The organism is Pseudomonas lurida (assembly GCF_002563895.1).
GTDB lineage: Bacteria > Pseudomonadota > Gammaproteobacteria > Pseudomonadales > Pseudomonadaceae > Aquipseudomonas > Aquipseudomonas lurida.
The window spans coordinates 319,882-335,256 of sequence record NZ_PDJB01000001.1 but is presented as its reverse complement, the minus strand read 5'-3'; the positions used below and the strand labels follow the sequence as shown (position 1 = coordinate 335,256).

Genomic DNA, 15,375 nt, shown 5'->3' with positions numbered 1-15,375 from the left:
TCACACCGCAAGCCGCGGCCACGGAATTGATCATTAGAAACCCCAGGCATAAAAAAACCCCGAACCAGTCGGGGTTTCTATCGCCCAGGATCAGGCGCGACCTGCGATCAATTAGAAAACGTTGATCGGGTAGTCGGCGAACAGACGGATTTCGTTACCGCCTACGTTGTACTGGTCAGCGTTGCTGGAAACGCGCAGCCACGAAGCACGAGCACGCAGGCTCAGGTCTTTGGCCGGACCGCTCTGGACCACGTACTTGAACTGGTTCCAGATTTCACGCTCGGTGCCGTCGCCGCGGTTGGTACCGTCGTCGATGTTGGTACCGCGCACATAGGCAACGTTGTAGGTCAGGCCCGGTACGCCGAAGGTGGCGAAATCGATGCCGTAGCCCACTTGCCACGAACGCTCGTCCTTACCGTTGAAGTCAGACCAGTAGGAGTTGGCCAGCAGGATGGTGTTACCGCCGTCACCGATGCCGCCAGCGTTGCGATAGCCGCCGTACAGGTAGCCAGTGTCACCGGTGCTGCGCTGGTGAGCGACAGTGAAGCTGTGCGGGCCAACGGCCCACGTGGCGCCCAGGCTCCAGATTTTGTTGTCACGAGCGTTTTCGTCCTTTTGGTTTTCCAGGGCGAAGCTCTTGTCCAGCTTGGTTTTGTAGCCGTTGAAGTCAAACGTCAGCGACTGCTTCTCTGGCAGGGCCAGCACGTAGTTGACATTGACGTATTGCTTCTTCAGCACGTCCTGCATGTCGGAGGCGTACAAGGCAGCCGACAGGCTCTCGGTGAATTTGTAGCTACCACCGATGTAGTCGATGCTTTTCAGGCGGCCGCTGTCGGTGCCTTCCATGCTCTTGCGCGCTTCTTTGGTGAAGTGACCCGCGTCCAGTTGCAGACCGGCGATCTCTTTGGAAACGATCGACGTACCGGTGTAGGTTTCCGACAACAGACGAGAGTTGTCGTACTGCAGCACAGGCACGGCCGGGAACTGATCACCGTACTTGAGCACGGTGTTGGAAACGCGGAACTTCACGGCTGCGCCGCCCTTGGCCAGGTCGTGTGGTGCCGAGCCAGGGTTGTCAGTGGTGCCATTGCCCGGCTTGAAGAAGTCGATACCGCCCGCGCCGGCGCGACCTTTGCCACCGTCCAGACGGATAGCGTATTGGCCGATCACGTCAACACCCACACCGACGGTGCCTTGGGTGAAACCGGACTCGAGCTTGCCGATGAAACCTTGGCCCCATTCGGCTTTGTCTTGCTTGCCATTTTTGTAGTCACGGCTGATGTAGGCATTACGTGCGGCGATGTTCAGGTGGCTGTCTTCGATAAAACCCTTGGACTGGTCCTGGTCGTTTGCCATCGCTGTCGATGCGCTCAAAATCCCCAGAGCGATCAGACTCATCCGTTGCTTCAACATTTTCTTGTATTCCTTATTTCTGGTTGAGTACGCGCTGTGACACCAGGCTCCATGTCGCTTTTCTGGTGTCGACTGATTCCGGAAAAAAGAAGGCCCGCGGACGACTGAACATGCCGCGGGCCTTTTTTATTGGATGAGTCATGGCGGTTAGCCACAGGCGTTGGGCGCAATCCTAGTCGCGCCCGGAACTATGTGTCAATTTCGCGAATCGTCTGTATTTAGGCGAAATAATTCTAAGCAACGGCCTACAGCCGTTCTAAAAACGACAAAAAATTGCACCTGAAACGCAAGAAAACACATCTAGTAACATATTTCAAAGTCGATACGTTTGGGAATATATAACGCGCGCAAATGCAAAGCATTACCATTAGCGCGCAGTTCTACTTCCTAATAATTCGGATGCATTCCTCCATGCCAGCCCCTCGCCTGACGCCCATCACCCTTGGGCTTTCTGTTCTGCTGTCTGCCGGTTTTGCCTGTGCGGCCACGACCCTGCCCGAAACCTCGATCAGCGCCGAAGCTGATGAAGACGACCCGCGCGTCAAGGAAACCAGCACGGCCACCCGCACCGCCACACCCGTGCGCTATGTGCCCCAGGCCATCGATTCAGTAAAAACCGAGAGCCTGCGCGCCTACGGGACCAATGACCTGGGCCAGGCGTTGAGCGGCATTCCCAACGTAAGCAGCGGTGCCGACACGCGCTTCGACAGTTTGCGCATCCGCGGTTTCGACGCGAGCAATGACTTCTATCTCGATGGCATCCGCGACGACAGCCAATACGTTCGCGACTTGCATAACATCGAGCGCATCGAAGTCCTCAAGGGACCGGCAGCCGTACTCTACGGGCGAGGCGGTCAGGGAGGGATCGTCAACCGCGTGAGCAAACTGCCTATCGCCGGACACACGTCGAGCATCGAGGCCCAAGGTGGCAGCAACGACCTGCGCAGTCTGTATGCGGACCTGAGCACCGACCCCACCGACAACATCAGCCTGCGCCTGAACATGGGCAACCAGGACAACAATAGCTTTCGCGATGGAGTCAGCGGCAATCGCCAACTGTTCGCGCCGTCGATGAGCTGGCAGCTCACGCCGGACCTGAACTGGCTGGTGCAATACGAATACAGCCGCTACAACCGCACACCGGACCGTGGCATTCCGGGGGTCAACGGCCGACCAGCGGACGTGAGCCGCAGCACCACTTACTTCGACAGCCGCGACTATATCGACGACACGTCGCAGTCCCTGCGCTCCAAGCTCGCCTATGAACTCAACGACAACTGGCAACTGCGCCATACCCTCGGCGTGTTCAAGCTCGACAGTGATTTCGATAACACCTACCAGACCGGTGTGACCGCTGCCAACCTCGTCACACGCCAGCGCTGGCAGCAAGACCTGACCACCCGCAACGTGTTCAACAACCTTGAGCTGGAAGGCGGCTTCAGCACGTTCGGCCTTGAGCACCGCCTGCTCACAGGCCTTGAGTTGGGTAGCCAGCGCCGCGATCCGAAGCTCTACACCGCCACCGCCGTCAACCGTGGCGGGCGGGTCGTGCCGAGCCTGGACCTCAACCAACCCAATCGCCACCTGAGCCACACCGGGTCGATGAGCCCTTCCAGCAACAACCACACGGAGGTCGAAAGTCGTGCCCTTTATGTGCAAGACCAGTTGCGCCTCAACGACCAGTGGCAAATCCTGGGTGGCCTGCGTTATGACCGTTTTCAAGTGGACACCACCAACCGGTTGCTCAACACCCAGCAGGACGTCAAGAGCCACAGCACCAGCCCGCGCTTTGGCTTGGTGTGGACGCCACTGGAGCACCACTCGTTCTACGCCTCGTGGAGCAAGACGTTCTCCCCGGCAGGCGGTGGCCTGATCGGCATCACTCCGAACGCCGCCGGCAGCGTCAACGACCTGAGCCCCGAGCTGACCAAGCAGAAGGAAATCGGGGTCAAGAGCGATTGGCTCGATGATCGCCTGAGCACCACCCTGGCGGTGTACGAGTTGGAACTCTATAACCGTCGCACCAGTGACCCGCTGGACCGCAGCATCACGCTGCTCAGCGGCTTGCAGCGCTCACGCGGCGTGGAGCTGACCGCCACCGGCAAGATCGTCGGCAACTGGTACGTACGCGGCGGTATCGGCCTGCAGGATGCCACGGTCGAGAAGGACAACAACGGCTTTGAAGGCAAGCGCGTCAGCGATGTGGCCAAGCGCAACGCCAGCCTGTTCGTCACCTGGAAACCGGAGATGGGCTGGTACGCGGAAACCGGCCTGACGCTGGTGGGCGACCGCTATGCCGACAGCCTCAACACCGTAGTGCTGCCGGGCTATGGCCGTTGGGACGCATTGGCGGGGTTCCGCCAGAAGAAATGGGATGTCAGCGCGGCGCTGAACAATATCGCGGATAAAACCTACTACGCATCGGCAACCAGTGTCGCGCAGATCCAGCCAGGGGATCCGCGCAGCCTGGTGGTGACAGGCACTTACAGTTTCTAACGCCACACACCCTGCCAATGTGCGAGCGGGCTTGCTCGCGAATGCAATGTGCCGTTCACTTGATAAGTGACCGATGCACCGCCTTCGCGAGCAAGCCCGCTCGCACATTTTTGGTCTCAGTGTTCTCTAGTTGTTTATCAGCTCGCACAACGCGTGCACTTCATCCTCGCTGAACAATCCCGCCGGGTAGCGTTCGCTCATCATGCTGCGCCAGTCAGGCTGCCGCCGGATCTGTCGCGAGCCGTTTTCCTTCAACCAGAGCGCCAGCGCATGGATCGCGTCGCCGTTGACCCGCAAGGGGTGGCACGTTCGCGTGTACATCGGGTTGATATCGGCATTCATTTCAGCGCTCTCTCCTACTGCGTGAGCGGCTAACTTACTCAAGGTTTATGACAGAACTGCGCAGTCTTCACCCTGGGCCACTGTGGCAACACCGATACAAGAGCTATGCCAATGTCCCGTGTTCATAGGCATTCGGACACAAAAAAGCCCACGACCTGTCTGGGTCGCGGGCTTGTCGCAGGCGCTTGAACTGATCAGCACCGGATCGCCGTCATGGCGCTGTTACAACTGCACTCAATCTTTGTGCGGGGCGCACTGTTGTTGGGTCAGGCAATGGATATTGCCACCCCCCAGTAACAGTTCGCGGCCCGGCACCATCACCACTTCGTGCTGCGGGAACAGGTCCTGCAGGATGGCCTTGGCCTGGCTGTCCAGTGGGTCGTCGAAACTCGGCGCGATAATGCCACCGTTGACGATCAGGAAGTTGACGTAGGAACCCGCCAACCGCACGGTCGGATTGCGCTCCTGGCTGCCGTCAACCGGGTCCACACCAGCGCACTCTTCCTCAGTGGCATACAACGGACCAGGGATCGGCATTTTATGCACTGTGAACGAGCGCCCCTGGGCGTCTGTGCTGCTTTGCAGCACGGCCATGGCGGCATGGCAGCGTGCGTAGTTCGGATCTTGCGGGTCATCGGTCCAGGCCAGCAACACCTCGCCCGGACGCACGTAGCAGCAGAAGTTATCCACATGGCCGTCGGTTTCGTCATTGAACAAGCCGTCCGGCAGCCAGATGATCTTATCCACAGCCAGGTTGGCGCTTAGCACCGCTTCGATTTCGGCACGGCCGAGGTGCGGATTGCGATTGCGGTTGAGCAAGCATTCTTCGGTAGTGATGAGCGTGCCTTCACCGTCGACATGGATCGAGCCACCTTCCAGCACGAAGCCTTCAGTGCGATAGCGCGGGGCGCGTTCCATCTCGAGGATCTTGCCGCCGACCTGTGAATCGCGGTTCCACGGTGCATACAGGCCGCCGTCAAAGCCGCCCCAGGCGTTGAAGTCCCAGTTCACACCGCGTACTTCGCCGCTGTTGTTGATCACAAAGGTAGGGCCTGTGTCGCGCACCCAGGCATCATCACTGGACATCTCCACCACACGGATATTCGGCACATCCAGGCGAGCCCGGGCGTTTTCATACTGGCCGGCGGAAACGGCCACGGTGACCGGCTCAAAACGTGCGATCGCCTTGGCGACCGCCACGTGAGCGGCCTGCGCCGGTTTGCCGCCCAGGCGCCAGTTGTCCGGACGCTCGGGCCAGATCATCCACGTCTGAGTGTGTGGCGCCCATTCGGCAGGCATGTGGAAGCCATCGGCGCGAGGGGTGCTGTGCAGGGTGGTCATGGCGATCAGGGCTCCGAATGGGGGGAAAGGCCGACTTTATAACGGATAAAAATCGGCTTTAAAAGCAACTAAAGATCATAGTCAGAAAATATGACAGCATTTAATCGATAACAATCGATTATTTACAATTGCTCATCCAGCACCTTCGACAGCATGTCGACGAAGAAATCCACACTGCGCCTGGAGGTGACCATCGGCGGTTTGATCTTGAGGATGTTCAAGTGATCCCCCGTGGGCTGCATGAAAATCCCCAAGTCCCGCAAGCGATCACACAATAACGTGGTTTCCTCGGTGGCCGGCTCCAGGGTTTGCCGGTCGCGCACCAGCTCCAGGCCGAGGTAAAAGCCGGAACCGTGGACAGCGCCCACCAGCGGATGACGCTCGATCAGTGCTTCCAGGCGCGCCTTGAAATACCCGCCGACTACCTGGGCGTTTTCCCACAGCTTTTCCTCTTCCATCACATCCAGCACCGCCATGCCAATCCGGCAACTCACCGGGCTGCCTCCCGATGACGAGAAGAAGTAGCCCTCGGCCTCCAGTGCTTCAGCGATTTCACGCCGGGTGATCACCGCGCCGAGGGGCTGGCCGTTGCCCATGCCCTTGGCCATGGTGATGATATCGGGCACCACGCCCTGCTCTTCGAAGCCCCAGAAGAAATGCCCCATCCGGCCATAACCCACCTGCACCTCATCGGCGATGCATACGCCACCCTGGGCGCGCACACGCGCATACACCTGCTGCAAATAGCCCGGCGGCAACGAAATACCACCGGCATTGCCATACACCGGTTCGCAGATGAAACCGGCCAGTTGGCGGTTGCTCGCGGCAATTTTCGCCAAGTTGTGCTCCACACTTCTTACGTAGTCGGGCGCGCAATCCTGCCCACGGAATTCGCCGCGATAGGTATTGGGCGCGGTCACCGGGTGCACCCAGTCCGGGCGGCTGCTCAAGGCCTGCGGGTTGTCGGCAATCGAAGTCGACACCGCATCCGCCGCCACCGACCAGCCGTGATACGCCTCCAGCACGCTGAGCATGTCGCGCCCGCCGCTGTAGGCCCAGGCCAGGCGGATCGCCAGGTCATTGGCCTCGGTGCCACTGTTGACCAGGAACACCCGGTCCATGCCTTTGGGTGCCAGCGCGAGCAGGCGTTCGGAAAACTCGGCAATTGCCGCGTAGTGGAAGCGTGAGTTGGTATTGAGCAGTGACCATTGCCGCGCCGCCACCGCGGCCATCCGCGGATGACCGTGGCCGAGCACGGCCACGTTGTTGAGCATGTCCAGGTAGGAACGGCCCTGCATATCGATCAAGTGATTGCGCCAGCCGCGCTCGATGCGCGGCGGGTCGACGTAATAGTGCTTTTGCGAGCGGGCGAAACTGGCGTCTCGGCGGGCCAGTAGAGCCTCTGGGTCCAACTCGGGCTCGGCATCGCAGGCCAGCCCCAGCAGCGCGGCCGGCGATGGGCACAGCGCCTGCCATGCGGGTGCCCGGGACGGCGTGCAGAACAGCGGTGCGGGCAAGTCAGAGCGGCACAGTTGCACGGTGAGCGGGCCTTCCACTTCACCGATCACCTGGCCCTTGAGCACTGCGGCACCCGGTTTCAACAGCGCTTTTACACCCCACAGCCGCACGTTCGCTTCGAGGTTGTGCACATGAAGTTCGCCGTTGGCACCCCGTCGCACAACACCTGCAAACGGCGCTTCGACGGAGGTCCCCAACGGCACGTGCAGTTCGACGTGCAGCGGGAACGTTTCTGGTTCATTGGCGCTGTCGGGCCGGGTACGCGACAAACGGTACTGCCCATAGCGGCTTGCCGCCAGGCCATGCAGCGCGGCCGCATCCTGCAACAAGCGCTGGTCGATGCCGGGTTGTTCCCAGTTTCCAGCCTCGAAATGCGCGCTGAGCACGCCCAGGTCGATCAACGCGAACTCGCGCCCCACCAACCCCGGCAATAATGGCGCAAAGCCTTGCCCGGCGATCGGTGCCGGCGCCTGCCCGACGCTGCCTAGAATCGCCGCCTCCATCAGCTCGAACGGCACTGACGTCGCCACATGGAAGATTTCCCATTCATGCTCGGCGTTTTTCAACAGATAGCTGTTATCCGGGTCCAGGCGCTGCTGCTGCTCGCTGCTCAACACCAGCACCGCCGCGCGCGCGACGACAGCGGCCACAGCGCCTGCAATTCTTCGTGCTGCAGCGGTGTCACCGCGTGACAGGCCTGGATCGCCGGCAAGATGGCAAAGGGATCGCCATCGGCATGGTGCAGGAGGGCCGCGCAGGTGACCGACAGGTCGGCGATGCGCCAGGTCTGCACCAGGTCGCCGAAATCGATCACCCCTTGGACCTGCCAATGCCGCTGCGCATCGCGCTGCCAGACCACGTTGTCGTCAGTGATGTCCATGTGCACCGCTTGCCACGGCAGGCGCTCGGCCAACTTGCCAAGGCGCGTGGATACCTGCTCGGCGACTTGTTCCAGTATGTCGCGATAGGGCAGGTCCTGCAGGGTAGCCAGCAAGTGGGTGATCAATGCCTGGGCGTGACGTGGGTCCCACTGCAAGGTGCGGTCCAGACCAGGGTGCTTGAAATCCGCCAGCGCCAGGTTCATTCGTCCGCACAGTTCGCCAAAGCCTGCAATCACGTCGCGGCCCAGGTGGGGCAGATGGGTCAGCGGCTGGCCGTCGATGTAGCCCAGCAGCCGCAGATGCACGGTCTGGCCCTCCACCGCGACGGTGAGCAACTCTTCACCGGTGAGCGCCTTGATGACGTCGGGCACTTGCACGTGCGTAGAGGTTTTCAGGCTTTTGAGCGCCGCGTGCTGGGCCTGCAGCTCCACCGCCGCATAGTCACCCCGGCAGATCTTCAGAACAAAGCGGCCATAAGCGCTGTCGACTTTATAGTTGAGGTCTTGCTGGCTGCCCAGGGACTGCAAGGTGCCGGTGAGGCCGTAATGCTGCTCGAGCAAGTGTGCAGCCTGATCGGGGCCTACTTGCGGGCAAGGCAGACTGGCGCGGTGGATCAACGTGGCAAGCAACATTGTGACGACCTCTGATTTTTCAGGCGTCTATATCGCCACCTTTGAGGGGGGGAAGGCAACCCCCAAAGCACAGCGCGCTTGCACAGCCCTGCGTCACAACTCAAGCTATGCTTCATTCGCTTAATGTCCGTCTAAGGAAAAGGCCCCCGACATGCGCATTCTCATCACCGGCGGCGCTGGTTTTATCGGCTCTGCCCTGATCCGCCACTTGATTGAAAACACCGAGCACGAAGTGCTCAACCTGGACAAACTCACCTACGCCGGCAACCTCGAGTCGCTGACCAGCATCGCGTCCAACAGCCGCTATGAGTTCGTCCAGGCCGATATCGTCGACCAGGCCACCGTCAGCGCCGTACTGGCGCGCTTCGAGCCCCAGGCGATCATGCACCTGGCGGCCGAGTCCCATGTGGACCGCTCCATCGACGGCCCGTCGGATTTCATCCAGACCAACATCGTCGGCACCTACAGCTTGCTAGAAGCCGCCCGCGCCTACTGGCAAAAGCTCGATGAGCCGGCCAAGCGTGCGTTCCGCTTCCATCACATCTCCACTGACGAGGTGTACGGCGACCTGCATGGCGTGGACGACCTGTTCACTGAAACCACACCGTATGCACCCAGCTCACCGTATTCGGCCAGCAAGGCGGCGTCCGACCACCTGGTCCGCGCCTGGCAGCGCACCTACGGCCTGCCGGTCCTGCTGACCAACTGCTCGAACAACTACGGGCCGTTCCACTTCCCCGAGAAGTTGATCCCGCTGGTGATCCTCAACGCCCTCGCGGGCAAGCCGCTGCCGGTCTACGGTGATGGTTTGCAGGTACGCGACTGGCTGTTCGTCGAAGACCACGCACGTGCGCTGCTCAAGGTGGTCACCGAAGGTGTGGTCGGCGAGACCTACAACATCGGCGGTCACAACGAGCAAAAAAATATCGACGTGGTGCGCGGCATCTGCGCCCTGCTCGAAGAACTGGCGCCACAGCGCCCGGCCGGTGTCGCGCAATTCACCGATCTGATCACCTTCGTCAAGGACCGTCCGGGCCACGACCAGCGCTATGCGATCGATGCCAGCAAGATCGAACGCGAGCTCGGCTGGACGCCGGAAGAAACCTTTGAAACCGGACTGCGCAAAACCGTGCAGTGGTACCTCGATAACCTGGAATGGTGCCGCAGGGTCCAGGACGGCAGTTATCAAGGTGAACGTTTGGGCAACACCGACTTGAAGGACCTGATTGCATGATGAAGGGAATCGTATTGGCCGGCGGCTCCGGCACACGTTTGCACCCCATTACCCTGGGTGTGTCCAAGCAACTGCTGCCGGTGTATGACAAGCCGATGATCTACTACCCGATCTCGGTGCTGATGCTGGCGGGTATCAAGGACATCCTGGTGATTTCCACACCGCTGGACTTGCCGCAATACCGCAACCTGCTGGGCGATGGCAGCCAGTTCGGCGTGCGTTTCAGTTACGCAGAGCAGCCGTCGCCCGACGGCCTGGCCCAGGCGTTCCTGATTGGTGAGGAATTTATCGGCGAAGACCCGGTGTGCCTGATCCTGGGCGACAACATCTTCCACGGCCAGCATTTTGGCGACCAATTGCGCACCGCGGCCGAGCGCGCTTCAGGGGCCACGGTGTTCGGCTACTGGGTCAAGGACCCGGAGCGTTTCGGCGTGATCGACTTCGACAAAGAGGGCCGCGCCCTGTCTATCGAAGAGAAACCGGCCAAGCCCAAGTCGCCCTATGCGGTCACCGGCCTGTATTTCTACGACAACGACGTGATCAAGATCGCTAAGGCGGTCAAGCCTTCACCTCGTGGCGAGCTGGAGATTACCGACGTCAACAATGCATACCTCCAGCGTGGCGACCTGCACGTGGAGCGTTTCGGCCGCGGCTTTGCCTGGCTTGACACCGGCACCCACGACAGCCTGCTCGAGGCGTCGACCTATGTGCAGACCATCGAACACCGCCAGGGCTTGAAAGTGGCGTGCCTGGAAGAGATTGCCTACGAAAATGGCTGGATCGACCGCGACTATCTGCTAGAGCGCGCCAAGTACTTCGGCAAGACCGGTTATGGCCAATATCTGTTCACGCTCGCAGGGGAAACGCCATGAATGTAACCGCCACTGCGCTGCCCGGTGTACTGATCATCGAGCCGAAGGTTTTTGGCGATGAACGCGGTTTTTTTTATGAGAGCTACAACGCTCGGAATTTTGCGCAAGCCACCGGGCTGCAAGCGCAATTTGTCCAGGACAACCACTCGCGTTCGCAAAAGGGCGTGTTGCGCGGTTTGCACTACCAGATCGAACATGCCCAGGGGAAACTGGTGCGTGTGACAGCTGGCGAAGTATTGGACGTCGCGGTGGACATCCGCCGCAGCTCACCTCACTTTGGCAAGTGGGCCAGCGTGCGGTTATCTGCTGAAAACAGCCGGCAGCTGTGGATCCCACCGGGGTTCGCCCACGGGTTTGTGGTGCTCAGTGACTATGCTGAATTCCTGTACAAAACCACTGATTACTACACCCCCTCCGCTGAACGCTGCATTCGCTGGAACGATGCTGATCTGGATATCGATTGGGAGTTTGCCGGTGATCCGACGCTGTCGGCCAAGGATCAAAACGGCAAAAGCCTGAAAGAGGCAGACCTTTTCCCATGAGGATCCTGATCATCGGCCAGCACGGCCAAGTCTCCCGCGAGCTGCAACGTCATCTCCAGGGCCTGGGCGAGCTCATCGTCCTGGGCCGCGACCAGCTTGACCTGGCCAACCCCGACCAGATCCGCCAGCAAGTGCGGGCACACCGCCCCGACTTGATCATCAACGCCGCGGCCCACACGGCTGTCGATCAAGCGCAAAGCGAGCCGGAAGTGGCGTTCGCGATCAATGCCACGGCCCCCGGCGTTCTCGCGGAGGAAGCCAAGGCCCTGGGCATCCCGTTGATCCACTACTCCACCGACTACGTGTTCGACGGCAGCAAACCGGCGCCCTATACCGAAGCCGACACGCCGAACCCGCTCGGCGTCTACGGCCAGAGCAAACTGGCGGGCGAACAGGCGATTGCGGCCGTGGGCGGCGAACACCTGATCCTGCGCACCAGCTGGGTTTACTCCAGCCACGGCAAGAACTTCCTGCTGACCATGCAGCGCCTGCTGCAGGAGAAGCCGCAGATGCGTATCGTCGCCGACCAGATCGGCGCGCCTACCTGGGCCGGCAGCATCGCCAGCAGCACCCGCACGTTGATCGAGCGCTGGCAGGCAGGCGAGCCGGGTGAATGGGGCGTCTATCACCTGACCGCTGGAGGCGAAACCTCCTGGTTCGGCTTTGCCCAGGCCATCGGCGAGCACCTGCGCCAGCAGGGCAAAGCATGCGCCGACCTGGAGCCGATCCCCTCCAGCGCCTACCCGACGCCTGCCAAGCGCCCGTTGAACTCGCGCCTTGATTGCACTCGCCTGCAACAGCAATGGCACGTCAGCCAGCCGCACTGGCAAGACGCATTGCGCGAGTGTCTTGCACAGCAGCACTAGGCATAATGCGCCTGTACCCACAGGCGCACGACTCCCATGACCCCACCCCTCCCGCGTAGACCCCGCTGGCGCAGCCTCGCCCTGCTGGCGTTGTGCCTGGCGCCGCTGCTGTGGCCGCTGGAGCACCTGGCCGAGCGCTATTACCGCAGCGAACTGGCCGGCCAGAACCGCCAGACCCTCGACCTCTACGTGGCCAACTTGCTGGGCACCCTGCACCGCTATGAAGTGCTGCCGCAAATCCTGGGTGACCTGCCGGCCTTGCGCACGGCGCTGGACGCGCCTCACGTCAGCACCAACCTGGTCAATGCCAACCTGCTGCTCAAGGACGTCGCCGCCCAGGCCGGGGTGGAGGTGATGTACCTGATGGACACCACCGGCAAGACCCTCGCCGCGTCCAACTGGGATAAACAAGACAGCTTTGTCGGGCGTAATTTCTCGTTCCGCCCCTACTTCAGCGAAGCCATGGCCGGGCGCCTGGGGCGGTTCTTCGGCCTGGGCACCACCTCGGCCAAACGCGGTTACTTTTTCGCCGCCGCCGTGCGCGATGGCAATGCGATCATCGGCGTGCTGGTGGTCAAGGTCGACCTGGACCACACCGAAAGCCTGTGGGGCAATACCCCGGAACAGCTGCTGGTGACCGACCACAACGGCGTGGTGATCCTCACATCGCGCCCGCAATGGCGATTCCGCGCCACCCGGCCGCTGACCGCTGAAGAGCGCCAGGCCATCATCGCTATCCAGCCCTACCCGACCCGCGACCCGCAACCGCTGGCCCTGAGCTCCACGGCGTGGCTGCGCCAATCCACGGCCATCGCCGAGACCGGCTGGAATGTGGAAATTCTCGCACCGCGTTCGCTGATCAACCGCCCGGTGCGTACGGTGGTTGCGGTGGGCGGCGCCACGCTCCTGGTGTTGATGTTGCTCCTGGGCCTGATGATGCAGCGCCGCCGCCATTACCTGGAACGCATTGCCTTTGAAGCCAAGGCACGTCGGGAGCTGGAAGCCCGCGTGGTCGAGCGCACCAGTGACCTGGAAGGCCTCAACCGTCGCCTCAAGCAGGAAGTGCTGGAGCGCGAACATGCCCAGCAGGAGCTGGTGCGGGCCCAGGATGATCTGGTGCAGGCGGGAAAACTGTCGGCGCTGGGCACCATGTCGGCGAGTATCAGCCACGAACTCAACCAGCCCCTGGCGGCCATTCGCAGTTACGCGGAAAACGCCGAAATCCTCCTCGACCACGAGCGCACCACTGACGCCCGGGGCAATCTCAAGCTGATCAGCGAATTGACCGGGCGCATGGCCTCGATCATCGCTCACCTGCGCGCCTTTGCCCGTCGCGACCGCCACGCGCCCGAGAGCGTGGCCCTGCAACCGGCGCTGGACGATGCGCTGGCGTTGCTGGCCAAGCGCAGGCGGTCGATGGAAGTGGAGCTGATCCGCGATCTGCCCGAAGCCACCTTATGGGTACAGGCCGGTGAAACCCGCCTGCGCCAGGTACTGGGCAACCTGCTGGCCAACGCCCTCGACGCCCTCACCGAAAAAGGCCCACCGCGCAAACTGTGGCTGAGTGCCGAAACCACCGAACAGGGCGTCAACCTGTACATTCGCGACAACGGCCCTGGCTTTTGCATGGAAGCCCTGGGCCGCGCCAGCGAGCCGTTCTACACCACCAAGACCCGCACCCAGGGCCTGGGGTTGGGGCTCGCGATCTGTGACACCCTGATGCGTGCCTTTGGCGGCGAACTGCTGTTTGCCAACCACAAGGAAGGCGGCGCGCTGTTAACCTTGAAATTGCGTGCCGGCTCGCCGGGCGTCAGTCTGCAACCGTCCGAGGACCGCAGTGTATGAGTATCGATAACCAGATTCAGGTGGTGTTGATCGACGACGATCCACACCTGCGTCAGGCCCTGTGCCAGACCCTGGACCTGGCCGGGCTGAAAGTCCTGACCCTGGGCGAAGCCACCGGCCTTACCGCGCGCCTGTCGCGGGATTGGCCAGGCGTGGTGGTCAGCGATATCCGCATGCCTGGCATGGACGGCCTGGAGCTGCTGGCCGAACTGCATGGCCAGGACCCGGAGTTGCCGGTGCTGCTGATCACCGGCCACGGCGACGTGCCGCTGGCGGTGCAGGCCATGCGCGCAGGTGCCTATGACTTCCTGGAAAAACCTTTCGCCAGCGACGCCCTGCTCGACAGCGTGCGCCGCGCGCTGGCCCTGCGCCGCCTGGTGCTGGACAACCGCAGCCTGCGCCTGGCCCTCAGTGACCGCCAGCAACTGAGCACCCGCCTGGTGGGGCACTCCCCGCAAATGCTGCGCCTGCGCGAACAGATCGGCGCCCTGGCCGCGACCAGGGCCGATGTGCTGATCCTCGGCGAAACCGGCGCCGGCAAAGAGGTGGTTGCCCGCGCCTTGCATGACCTGTCCAGTCGTCGTAGCGGCCCCTTTGTGGCGATCAACGCCGGGGCATTGGCCGAATCAGTGGTTGAAAGCGAGCTGTTCGGCCACGAGCCGGGCGCTTTCACTGGCGCGCAGAAACGCCGTATCGGCAAGTTCGAATTTGCCAACGGCGGCACCTTGTTCCTCGATGAAATCGAAAGCATGAGCCTGGATGTGCAGGTCAAACTCTTGCGCCTGTTGCAGGAGCGGGTGGTGGAGCGCCTGGGCGGCAATCAGTTGATCCCGCTGGATATCCGCATCATCGCCGCCACCAAGGAAGACCTGCGCCAGTCCGCCGACCAGGGCCGCTTCCGTGCCGACCTGTATTACCGCCTCAACGTCGCGCCGCTGCGCATTCCACCGCTGCGCGAGCGCGGTGAAGATGCGTTGATGCTGTTCCAGCACTTCGCCGATGAAGCCAGCAGCCGCCACGGCCTGCCACTGCATGAACTGCAACCGGGCCAACGCGCACTGCTGCTGCGCCACAGCTGGCCGGGCAATGTGCGTGAGTTGCAGAACGCCGCCGAACGCTTCGCCCTGGGCCTGGAGCTGGCGCTGGACAGTTCGCCGGATAACCCATCGGCTGGCGTCCTGACCTCTACATCCGGTGGTCTGAGCGAGCAAGTCGAGCAGTTTGAAAAGAGCCTGATCGCCGCCGAACTGACCCGCCCCCACAGCTCCATGCGCAGCCTGGCCGAAGCCTTGGGCGTACCGCGCAAGACGCTGCACGACAAGCTGCGCAAGCACGGCCTGAACTTCGCCGACAGCGCCAGCCACAGCACTGACGACGAATGACCGTCACCACT

General features: G+C 61.7%; 10 protein-coding genes and 1 pseudogene. 7 read left to right on the top strand and 4 right to left on the bottom strand.

Annotated elements, in window-relative coordinates; translation table 11 throughout:
• Nucleotides 1–111: 111 nt before the first annotated feature.
• Complete coding sequence (locus ATH90_RS01530; RefSeq protein WP_034108683.1) at nt 112–1,413, bottom strand: OprD family porin; 1,302 nt, start codon at nt 1,411–1,413, stop codon at nt 112–114.
• 411 nt (nt 1,414–1,824) lie between these two features.
• Between ATH90_RS01530 and ATH90_RS01525 the strand changes: the two genes are divergently transcribed.
• Complete coding sequence (locus ATH90_RS01525) at nt 1,825–3,909, top strand: TonB-dependent receptor (RefSeq protein ID WP_098465581.1); 2,085 nt, start codon at nt 1,825–1,827, stop codon at nt 3,907–3,909.
• Nucleotides 3,910–4,035: 126 nt separating this feature from the next.
• Here ATH90_RS01525 and ATH90_RS01520 read toward each other — a convergent pair whose 3' ends face one another.
• From ATH90_RS01520 to ATH90_RS01510, 3 genes and pseudogenes are all read right to left on the bottom strand, one after another.
• Entirely contained in the window at nt 4,036–4,251 is a 216-nt protein-coding gene (locus ATH90_RS01520) for a hypothetical protein (protein ID WP_034108679.1), read from the bottom strand.
• A gap of 234 nt (nt 4,252–4,485) precedes the next feature.
• Nucleotides 4,486–5,592 (bottom strand): agmatine deiminase, encoded by a 1,107-nt coding sequence (aguA, locus tag ATH90_RS01515; protein WP_034108677.1) that lies wholly within the window; start codon nt 5,590–5,592, stop codon nt 4,486–4,488.
• 122 nt (nt 5,593–5,714) lie between these two features.
• Nucleotides 5,715–8,623 (bottom strand): annotated as a pseudogene (locus ATH90_RS01510) (aminotransferase).
• A 151-nt stretch (nt 8,624–8,774) separates the two neighbouring features.
• Here ATH90_RS01510 and rfbB point away from each other — a divergent pair.
• From rfbB to ATH90_RS01480, 6 genes are read left to right on the top strand one after another with little or no spacing between them, the layout of a single operon-like run.
• A complete protein-coding gene (gene rfbB, locus ATH90_RS01505; RefSeq protein WP_034108674.1) occupies nt 8,775–9,857 on the top strand; it encodes a dTDP-glucose 4,6-dehydratase in 1,083 nt (360 codons plus the stop codon).
• Nucleotides 9,854–10,729 carry a glucose-1-phosphate thymidylyltransferase RfbA gene (rfbA, locus tag ATH90_RS01500; protein ID WP_034108672.1) on the top strand — a complete coding sequence of 292 codons (876 nt, stop codon included), beginning with the start codon at nt 9,854–9,856 and terminating at the stop codon, nt 10,727–10,729. The genes rfbB and rfbA overlap by 4 nt, the downstream gene beginning before the upstream one ends.
• Nucleotides 10,726–11,271 (top strand): dTDP-4-dehydrorhamnose 3,5-epimerase, encoded by a 546-nt coding sequence (gene rfbC, locus ATH90_RS01495; protein ID WP_034108670.1) that lies wholly within the window; start codon nt 10,726–10,728, stop codon nt 11,269–11,271. The genes rfbA and rfbC overlap by 4 nt, the downstream gene beginning before the upstream one ends.
• On the top strand, nt 11,268–12,137 hold the full coding sequence (gene rfbD, locus ATH90_RS01490) for a dTDP-4-dehydrorhamnose reductase (protein ID WP_098465580.1): 870 nt from the start codon (nt 11,268–11,270) through the stop codon (nt 12,135–12,137). The genes rfbC and rfbD overlap by 4 nt, the downstream gene beginning before the upstream one ends.
• A gap of 36 nt (nt 12,138–12,173) precedes the next feature.
• Nucleotides 12,174–13,982 carry a sensor histidine kinase gene (locus ATH90_RS01485; protein ID WP_034108666.1) on the top strand — a complete coding sequence of 603 codons (1,809 nt, stop codon included), beginning with the start codon at nt 12,174–12,176 and terminating at the stop codon, nt 13,980–13,982.
• Complete coding sequence (locus ATH90_RS01480; protein ID WP_034108664.1) at nt 13,979–15,364, top strand: sigma-54-dependent transcriptional regulator; 1,386 nt, start codon at nt 13,979–13,981, stop codon at nt 15,362–15,364. The genes ATH90_RS01485 and ATH90_RS01480 overlap by 4 nt, the downstream gene beginning before the upstream one ends.
• Nucleotides 15,365–15,375 lie beyond the last annotated feature (11 nt).